The organism is Streptomyces panacea (genome assembly GCF_040560175.1).
GTDB lineage: Bacteria > Actinomycetota > Actinomycetes > Streptomycetales > Streptomycetaceae > Streptomyces > Streptomyces panacea.
In genome coordinates this window covers 1-7,395 of the sequence record NZ_JARJHW010000270.1, presented here as the reverse complement: position 1 = coordinate 7,395, position 7,395 = coordinate 1, and the positions used below count along the sequence as shown (strand labels likewise).

The window sequence follows — 7,395 nt, the reverse complement described above, 5'->3', positions numbered from 1 at the left end:
GTGCGGATCGCCGGTACAGATTCCGGTACAGATTCCGGCACAAATGCCCGTACGGATCGCCCGTACGGATCGCCTCCATGGGTAGCCGAATGGCGGCGCCCCAAACTTGCCGGAACGCGAGCCCGGACTCACCCTGAGGCTGCGGGCCACGGTCGATGCCCACGGAGACCGCCCGTGTGTGGCTGCCGCGCGGGGCCTGGTCGACACCCCCGTTTCGCGCCCCGTCCGCCGAACCGGGGACAGGCGCCGGGACCCGTGACGTCCGGAGAGGAGCACGCCATGCACCACGACGAGATGATCGGAAAGATTCAGGCGCTCGCCCGGCTGCCGGACCGTGGATCCACCGAGCGGGCGACCCAGGCCGTGCTGCGGACGCTGGGCGAACGGCTGCCTGCCGGGCTCGCCGACCATGTGGCCGCGCAGCTGCCGCCGGAGCTGGCCGCCTGTCTGCGGCTGCCGGCGGAATTCGCCGCGGCGGAAGGGCGGGACACGGGCTCCGGCGAGCGCTTCGATCTGATCGCCTTCACGGGCCGGGTCGCGGACCGCGCGGGCACCACGGAGGACGCCGCGCTCCGGGAGTCGGCCGCCGTGCTGGAGGTGCTGGACGCCGCCCTGGCCCCCGAGCTGATGAACAAGATCGCCGCCGCGCTGCCCGTCGACATCGGCGCACTGCTGCCCGCGGGCCGCGCCACCGGCGACCTGGGCTGAGGCTCGCCCCAGAAGCGGAAACCGAGAGCCGAGAGCCGAGAGGAAAGGCATGTGATGGCCGATCGTGAGCGTAAGCCCGTACTGGTGGCGGACGCCGGGTCGTCCAGCGTGCACCTGACCGTTTTCGCGAACGACGGCACGGCGCTCGCCTCGTACGACGACACGTCGGCGCCGGGCGACAACATGTCGGGGCAGCTCCGGGAACTGCTCAGATTCGCGCCGGCGCCCACGGCGGTCGGGCACCGGATCGTGCACGGCGGCCCGGAACTGCGGCAGCACACCCTGGTGGACGACAATGTCCGGGACGCCCTTCAGCGCACGGCCGACCTGGCCCCCTCGCATGTCCCACCGGCCCTGCGCGTGCTCGACGCGGCCCGTGAGCTGCTGCCCAACGTGCCGCACGTCGCCTGCTTCGACACCGTCTTCCACGCCGGTCTGCCTCCCGCCGCCCGGGAATTCGCCGTGCCCGAGACTTGGCGCGGCGAATTCGGCGTACGGCGCTACGGCTTCCACGGCCTGTCCTACGCCTGGGCACTGGCCCGCACGGCCGAACTGCTCGGACAGCGGCCGAAGAGGCTGCGGATCGTCATCGCCCATCTCGGCGGTGGCTGCTCGGCGTGCGCCGTACGCGACGGCACGAGCGTCGACACCACCATGGGCTTCACCCCGCTGGACGGCCTGGTGATGAGCCGTCGCAGCGGCGCCGTCGACCCGGGCGCCCTGACCTGGCTGCAGACCCGGCACGGCCTGTCCGCGCAGGACATCGACGACGCCCTGAACCACCGTTCGGGCCTGCTGGCCCTGTCCGGGACCTCCGGCGACACCCGCGACCTGGTGCGCGACCGCGCGGCCGGCGACGAGCGGGCCGCTCTGGCGCTGGACGTCTTCACCCACCACTGCCGCCGCGGCATCGCGGCGATGGCGGCGTCCCTGGACCGCGTCGACGCGCTCGTGTTCACCGGCGAGATCGGCGAGGACCAGCCGGAGGTACGCGAGGAGATCTGCGCGGGGCTCGGCATCCTCGGCGTCACCGGCGGTCTGCGGGTGCCCGAGGCCGCTGACGACGGCCCCGCCCATCTGGTCAGCGCCCCGGAGGCGGCGGTCCCGGTGGTCGTGGTGCCCACGGGGGAGGCGCGCCAGATCGACAGGGAGACGCGAAAGCTCCTGCGCGCCCGCTGAGCCTCGGAGCGGGGCCCGTAGGCGGGGCCGTAACACGAGGCCGTAACCGCCTCAGACCCGTCGGGGCAGCCGCCAGACCTCCTCGACGACCCGGTCCGTCAGCGTCTCGCCGGGAGCCCCCTCTCCCCGCAAACGCCCCTCCTGGAGCAGCAGGACATGCCCCGCCGCCCGAGCCGCCGTCAGATCGTGCGTGGCCAGGACGACGGTTCCTCCTTCCGCCGTGACCTCGGCCAGGACATCGGCGATCAGGCCCTGCGCCGCCGCGTCGAGGCCGGTGCCGGGCTCGTCGAGCAGGAGCAGATCGGCCTCCTGGGCCAACCCCTGCGCCACGAGCGCTCGTTGACGCTGGCCGCCCGACAGCTCCCCCAACTGCCGTTCGGCGAGCGGAGTGATATCGAGCCGCTCCATGCTCACCTCCACAACGTCCCGGTCGCGCCGCGACAGTCGCCTCCAGGACCCCCTGCGTTCCCACCTCCCCATGGCCACGGTGTCGCGCACGGTCAACGGCAGCGTGTCGGCGGTCGCGCCACGCTGCACCACGAAAGCCGCGCGTCTGCCGGTCCGGTGTTCCACCGTTCCCGCGGTCACGGGGATCACGCCGGCCATCACACCGAGCAGCGTGGACTTGCCCGAACCGTTCGGACCGACAACGGCTGTCGTGGTGAACGCCGGTACTCGTGCGGTGAGTTGGCACAGCACCGAACGGTTGGCATAGCCGGCCGTCACCTCGTGGAGCCCTACCTGTCGTCCCATTTGTCGTCGCATCTCCGAAGCGCTCCCACTACCTAGTTTGAAACGATAATCATTTTCATTGTAGTGTCCAGCTCCATGGAATGGCTGGTGGGTCCCTTCGAAGTGGCCTTTGTGCAACGCGCCCTGTGGGGCGGCGTCCTCGTCTCTCTGATCTGCGCCCTGGCGGGCACCTGGGTCGTGCTCCGAGGCATGGCGTTCTTCGGGGACGCCATGTCGCACGGCATGCTCCCCGGCATCGCGCTGGCCTCCCTGCTGGGAGGCAATCTGCTCGTCGGCGCGGCCGTGAGCGCGGCCGTCATGGCCGTCGGCGTCAGCCTCGTCGGCCGGTCGCCGCGGCTGTCCCAGGACACCAGCATCGGGCTGCTGTTCGTGGGAATGCTGGCGCTGGGCGTGATCATCGTCTCCGGTTCGGAGTCGTTCGCCGTCGATCTGACCGGCTTCCTCTTCGGTGATGTGCTGGCGGTCCGCCCGACCGATCTCGCCTATCTCACAGGCGCGTCGGGCCTGGCCCTGGCGATCTCCGCACTCGGCCACCGGCCGTTCGTCGCGCTCGCCTTCGACGAACGCAAGGCGCACACACTGGGGTTGAGGCCGCGCGCCGCGCAGACGGCACTGCTCGCTCTGCTCACCCTCGCGATCGTCGCGTCGTTCCACATCGTGGGAACGCTGCTGGTCTTCGGTCTGCTGATCGCGCCGCCCGCCACGGTGCTGCCGTGGGCCCGGCGGATCCCGGCGGTCATGGCCGGGGCCGCCTGTCTCGGGGCGAGCGCGACCTTCGTCGGCCTGTTGCTCTCGTGGCATCTCGGCACCGCCGCCGGGGCGACGATCGCCGCGACGGCGGTCCTCCAGTTCCTGCTCTCCACCCTGATCGCCGGCCTCCACCACCGGTGGACGCGGTCCACCACCACACCCACGGCCGACCGCCCGCACATGGAATACGGACACCCGTCATGACACCCAGAGCGATCCAGCAGAACCGGACCACTACCGCCCTGTCCCGCGCCGTACTCGTCGGCGCGGGGCTGCTCGCGGGCCTCACGGGCTGCCAGAACGACAGTGGTGGGCAGCGGCCCACCACGACACCGCGCACCTCGTCGGCGCCTCATGGATACGTCGAGGGGGCCGAGGAGACCTCCGAGCAGCAGTCCCGTCTCGTACTGGCCGACGCGGGCACCGGCGCGGTCGGCGTTCTCGACCTGATCACCGAGGACCTCACACCCCTGAAGCGAACCGACGGCGTCCGGGGGCTGCGCGCCGACGACCGGTTCGCCTATCTGAGCACCGGCGAGGCGACGTACGCCGTCGACTCCGGTACCTGGACGGTGGACCATGGCGATCACGCGCACTACTACCGGGCCGGGATCCGCCATGTCGGCCCGATCGGCGGACCCGACGCCGCACACATCCACAGCGATCCGAGCGTCACCGCGGTGTCGTCCGCACGGGGCGACACCGAACTGTTCGACCGGAAGAAGCTGGAGAGCGGCACCGTCCCGCGCGGCCGGGCACTCACCGGAACGGGGGCGGGAACGGTCGCCGGGGCGGTCGTCCCCTACAAGGAACACCTGTTGGTCGCGTCGGCCGGGGCCGAGCGGGACACCGTGGAGGTCCGCGCCCGGGACGGCGCGGCTGTCGCCTCGATCGACGAACCGTGCGCCCAGGCGCGGGGCGAGGCCGTCACCCGACGGGGCGTGGTGTTCGGATGCGCCGACGGCGCCCTGCTGGTGAGCGAGGACGAGGGCGCGTTCAGCGCCGCGAAAATCCCCTACGGCAAGGCCGTGAGCGCCGGCGGGCGTGCCGCCGAATTCCGCCATCGGGCGGGCAGTACGGCTCTCGCGGCCACCTCCGGCGACGAAGCGGTCTGGGTCCTCGACGTCACCGACAGAACGTGGGCGCGGATAGAGACCGGTCCGGTCGTCGCCGCCAACACCGCCGGGGAGGGTGCGCCGTTGCTCGTACTCGGCGAGGACGGCGCTCTGACCGCGTACGACATCGCCACCAAGAAGCGCACCGCGCGCAAGGAACTCCTTCCGAAGGGCGCCTCTTCCGCTGTCATCGAGGTCGACACCTCGCGCGCGTACGTCAATGACGCCGCCGCACGGAAGATCTACGAGATCGACTACAACGACGGTCTCCGGCTCGCCCGGACCTTCCCGCTCGACTTCGCCCCGACGCACATGGTGGAGACGGGCCGATGACGCCCCGGCCGCGCCACCTGCCTCGCTTCCGGCCCCTCCCCCTACCCCGCTCGCTGTCCGTGCTCTGCGTGTTGGCCCTGGGTGTCGGTGGCTGTACGGCGCGCGGTCAGGACCGTCCGGCCGTGGTCGTCACCACGAACATCCTCGGTGACATCACCCGCAACATCGTCGGCGAAGAGGCCGACGTGACGGTGCTGATGGGGGCCGGCGCCGATCCGCATTCCTTCGGTGTCTCCGCTCCCCAGGCGGCCTCCCTCGAACAGGCCGATCTCGTCGTCCACAACGGGCTCGGGCTTGAGGAGAACGTCCTGCGGCATGTCGAAGCCGCGAAGGAGGCAGGTGTCTCCACACTGGCCGTCGGGGACGCCGTCGACCCGATCGCCTATACGTCGGGCGAGAGCGCGGACGCACCGGATCCGCATTTCTGGACCGACCCCGAGCGGGTCCGCCGGGCCGTCGGCCTCATCGCGGATCAGGTCGTCAGACACGTGAAGGGTGTCGACAAGAAAGCCGTCGAGAAGAACGCGTCGGCGTACGCGGGGAAAGTCGCCGAACTCGGCTCCTGGATGCGGACGACTTTCGACGAAATACCCGCGCACAGACGCCAGTTGGTGACCAACCACCATGTCTTCGGGTATCTGGCGCAGCGTTTCGGATTCCGGATCGTGGGCGCCGTCGTCCCGAGCGGCACCACCCTCGCGTCGCCGAGCGCCTCGGATCTCAAGTCCCTGGCCGACGCCGTCGAAAAGGCGGGCGTGAGAGCCGTCTTCGCCGATTCTTCCCAGCCGGACCGGCTGGCCCAGGTGCTGAAGCGCGAGAGCCGAATCGACGTCGAAGTCGTGCCGTTGTTCTCCGAATCCCTCACCGAGAAAGGAAAAGGCGCGGCCACCTATCTGGAAATGATGCGCGCCAACACCAGGTCCATATCGAAGGGCCTGGGCACCGAATGACCCACGAGAGGAAAACCACGTAATGAAGCACGGACCACGCCCCCGGGCGACGATCGCCCTCACCGCACTGCTCGCGGCCTGCGTCACGCTCACCGCGTGCGGCGGCGGCGACGCGTCCGGAACCGCGGCGGAGAAGTCGTCGGACACGCCGGACACCTCGGACACGTCGGCGAAGCCGGTCAAGGACCCGATCGTCGCGACGTACGACGGAGGTCTGTACGTACTGGACGGCGCGACGCTGAAAGTCGCCGGGGACATACCCCTGAAGGGGTTCAACCGGGTCAACCCGGCGGGCGACGACCGTCATGTGATGGTCTCGACCGCGACGGGCTTCCAGGTCATGGACGCGGTCGGCCGGCGGCTCACGGACGTCGAGTTCAAGGGCCCGAAGCCGGGCCACGTGGTGCGCCACGCGGGCAGGACCGTCCTCTTCTCGGACGGCACCGGCGAGGTCACCGTCTTCGACCCCGAGGATCTCGGCGACACCCGGCCGAAGAGCACGACGTACGACTCGGCCGCCCCGCACCACGGGGTCGCCATCCAGCTGGCGAACGGCGAGTTGGTGACGACCCTCGGCACGGAGGAGAAGCGGGTCGGCATCACCGTACTCGGCGAGGACCGCGAGGAGATCACGCGGAGCGAGGAGTGCCCCGGCGTCCACGGCGAGGCGACCGCGCGGGACGAGGCGGTCGTCATCGGCTGCGAGGACGGCGTCCTCGTCTACAAGGACGGCGCGATCAAGAAGGTCAAGAGCCCTACGGAGTACGGCCGGATCGGCAACCAGGCCGGGTCGGACGAGTCGCCGATCGTTCTCGGCGACTACAAGAAGGACAAGGAAGCCGAGTTGGAGCGCCCGGAGCAGGTGTCGCTGATCGACACGGAGTCGGGCACGATGCGGCTCGTCGACATCGGCACGAGCTACACCTTCCGTTCGCTGGCCCGCGGCCCGCACGGTGAGGCGCTCGTCCTCGGCACCGACGGCAAGATCCACGTCATCGACCCGGCGACGGGCAGAATCACCAAGCGGATCTCCGCGCTCGGTTCCTGGCAGGAGCCGCTGGACTGGCAGCAGCCGCGACCGGCGCTGTTCGTGCGTGACCACATCGCGTACGTGTCCGACCCGGCGAGCAGGAAGCTCCTGGCGATCGACATCGAGTCCGGCGAACGGACGGCCTCGACGGAACTGCCCAAGTCCCCGAACGAGTTGAGCGGTGTGAAGCGGCACTGATCCGGCATCGGACGGCGGCCGGGAGGATCGGACCGGCCGAGCCGAACCGATCGGCCGAACCGGCCGGAAGGCCGGAAGGCCGGAAGGCCGGAAGGCCGGAAGGCCGGAAGGCCGGAAAGCCGGAAAGCCGGAAGGCCACGGTGCGTCGCCGCGCCGTGGCCTTCCGGCTTGATGCTTCTCGCTTCGCCCTGCACGGCCCGGGATCGCGGCCTACCTCCGGGGGAAGCTCTCCGGTGCCTGATCCTTCGGGTCGGTCCCCGTCTGGACGGGGGTCGGTTCGACGGAGGCGTTGCCGGGTGGCGACATCGGCAGGCGGCTGGGGGCGGCGGTTCCGGTGCCGCGGCCGGTCTGGATGCTGTCTCTTATACACATCTCCGAG

The 7,395-nt window shown here is 70.5% G+C and carries 7 protein-coding genes; 6 read left to right on the top strand and 1 reads right to left on the bottom strand.

Annotation, left to right across the window (positions count from 1 at the left end; genetic code table 11):
• Window positions 1–279: 279 nt before the first annotated feature.
• Both P3L51_RS34015 and P3L51_RS34010 read left to right on the top strand, forming a co-directional pair.
• A complete protein-coding gene (locus tag P3L51_RS34015) occupies window positions 280–708 on the top strand; it encodes a DUF2267 domain-containing protein (protein ID WP_354609217.1) in 429 nt (142 codons plus the stop codon).
• Between the two features lie 54 nt (window positions 709–762).
• Window positions 763–1,887 (top strand): acetate/propionate family kinase, encoded by a 1,125-nt coding sequence (locus P3L51_RS34010; RefSeq protein ID WP_354609216.1) that lies wholly within the window; start codon window positions 763–765, stop codon window positions 1,885–1,887.
• A 51-nt stretch (window positions 1,888–1,938) separates the two neighbouring features.
• Here P3L51_RS34010 and aztA read toward each other — a convergent pair whose 3' ends face one another.
• Window positions 1,939–2,640 carry a zinc ABC transporter ATP-binding protein AztA gene (gene aztA, locus P3L51_RS34005; protein WP_354609215.1) on the bottom strand — a complete coding sequence of 234 codons (702 nt, stop codon included), beginning with the start codon at window positions 2,638–2,640 and terminating at the stop codon, window positions 1,939–1,941.
• 75 nt (window positions 2,641–2,715) lie between these two features.
• Between aztA and aztB the strand changes: the two genes are divergently transcribed.
• Genes aztB through aztD form a run of 4 tightly spaced genes read left to right on the top strand, consistent with a single transcriptional unit; the run spans window position 2,716 to window position 7,016 of the window.
• Window positions 2,716–3,594, top strand: coding sequence for a zinc ABC transporter permease AztB (aztB, locus tag P3L51_RS34000; RefSeq protein ID WP_354609214.1), 879 nt, complete (start codon window positions 2,716–2,718; stop codon window positions 3,592–3,594).
• Complete coding sequence (locus P3L51_RS33995; RefSeq protein ID WP_354609213.1) at window positions 3,591–4,838, top strand: hypothetical protein; 1,248 nt, start codon at window positions 3,591–3,593, stop codon at window positions 4,836–4,838. Before aztB ends, P3L51_RS33995 begins: the two co-directional genes overlap by 4 nt.
• Window positions 4,835–5,788, top strand: coding sequence for a zinc ABC transporter substrate-binding protein AztC (aztC, locus tag P3L51_RS33990; protein ID WP_354609212.1), 954 nt, complete (start codon window positions 4,835–4,837; stop codon window positions 5,786–5,788). The genes P3L51_RS33995 and aztC overlap by 4 nt, the downstream gene beginning before the upstream one ends.
• Window positions 5,789–5,810: 22 nt before the next feature.
• A complete protein-coding gene (gene aztD / locus P3L51_RS33985; RefSeq protein WP_354609211.1) occupies window positions 5,811–7,016 on the top strand; it encodes a zinc metallochaperone AztD in 1,206 nt (401 codons plus the stop codon).
• Window positions 7,017–7,395: the final 379 nt, after the last annotated feature.